This window comes from Methylosinus sp. Sm6, from assembly GCF_019802345.1.
In the GTDB taxonomy this organism is placed as follows: Bacteria; Pseudomonadota; Alphaproteobacteria; order Rhizobiales; family Beijerinckiaceae; genus Methylosinus.
In genome coordinates, this window is record NZ_JAINDZ010000110.1 from 1 (window position 1) to 1,585 (window position 1,585).

General features: G+C 64.0%; 1 protein-coding gene. It reads left to right on the forward strand.

Annotated elements, in window-relative coordinates:
- A partial coding sequence (locus tag K3F48_RS23720) for a condensation domain-containing protein (RefSeq protein WP_255609733.1) occupies positions 1 to 1,585 on the forward strand: 1,585 nt, incomplete at both ends.

The following is a 1,585-nucleotide window of genomic DNA, read 5'->3' on the forward strand; positions in this document are numbered from 1 at the left end:
ACCTGCTCGGCGTCGAACACGTCTCCCGCAACGACGACTTCTTCGAACTCGGCGGACACTCCATGCTCGCCGTGCAGCTTCTCTCGCGCATCCGCGCGCGTTTGGGCGCCGAGGCGCCGCTGACGGCGTTGTTTGCAGGGCCGACGCTGAAAGACTTCGCCGCAACGCTCGAAGCGTTTGGGCATGGCGCGCCGCCGCCGCCGATGGGTCCGGCGAATCGGGGGACGGGCCCCCTCGTGCTGTCGTTTGCGCAGCAGCGACTGTGGTTTCTTTCGCGCTTCGACGCGGCGGCGAGCGTCGCCTATCACATAGCGGGAGGCGTGCGCCTTTGTGGTTCTCTGGACGCCGCCGCCTTACGGCGCGCGCTGGATCGGATCGTGGAGCGTCACGAAGCGCTGCGCACGACCTTCGTGCTGGCGACGGAAGAGCCGGAGCAAAAGATCGGCTCTTCGGAGACAGGTTTTCATCTCGTTGAACACGATCTCTCTGGCGCCGCAGACGTCGAAGATGCGTTGCGCCGTCTTTTCGCTCGAGAAGCTTCCGAACCTTTCGATCTCGAACGCGGTCCTCTGATCCGGGGGCGTCTCGCCCGTCTGGGTGACAATGATCACGCGCTATTGATGACGATGCATCACATTGTGTCGGACGGGTGGTCGATGGGCGTCCTGACCCGGGAGTTGAGCGCGCTTTACGCCGCCTTCAGCGGGGGTTCGCCGGATCCCCTGCCGCCCCTGCCGGCGCAATATGCGGATTATGCGCTGTGGCAGCGCAACTGGCTGAACGGGGAGCGGCTCGAGCGACAGGCCGACTATTGGAGACGAATGCTGGAGGGCGCTCCCGGCCTTTTGGAGCTGCCGACCGACCGGCCGCGCCCGCCGCGGCAGGATTTTGCGGGCGCGAGCGTTCCGGTGCGCCTCGAGGCCTCTTTGACGCAAGGGCTGGAGGCTCTGGCGCGCTCTCGAGGCGCAACGCTTTACATGGCGCTTCTGGCGGGCTGGGCGTCGTTGCTTGGGCGTTTGTCCGGTCAGAGGGAGGTTGTGATCGGCAGTCCGACGGCGAACCGGGCGCGATTAGAAATCGAGCCGCTGATCGGCTTTTTCGTGAACACGCTGGCGCTGCGGATAGACCTGTCCGGCTCTCCCGACATGGACGGGCTATTGTCGCGCGTGAAGACGCGGACGCTGGAGGCTCAGGATCATCAAGACCTGCCTTTCGAGCAGGTCGTCGAGATTGCGCAGCCTGTGCGCAGTCTGGCGCATGCGCCTTTGTTTCAGGCGCTGTTCGCCTGGCAGAACGCGCCGGAGGGGACGATCGAAGCTGCACAATTGCGGCTGACCGCCATTGCTCCGCCGCGCGAAAACGCTCAATTCGATCTTTCGCTCGTGCTTTGGGCGGCGGAGGGCGAGATCATCGGAGAGTTGAACTATGCGACCGCGCTGTTCGATCGCGAGACGATCGAGCGCCATATCGGCTATTGGACGCAGCTGCTCGAGGGCTGTGTGAAAAATCCCGCCACGCCCATGGATGAGATTGAGATTATTCCCGAGCAGGAGCGCAAACTCATTCTCGAGGGGTTCAATCGGAC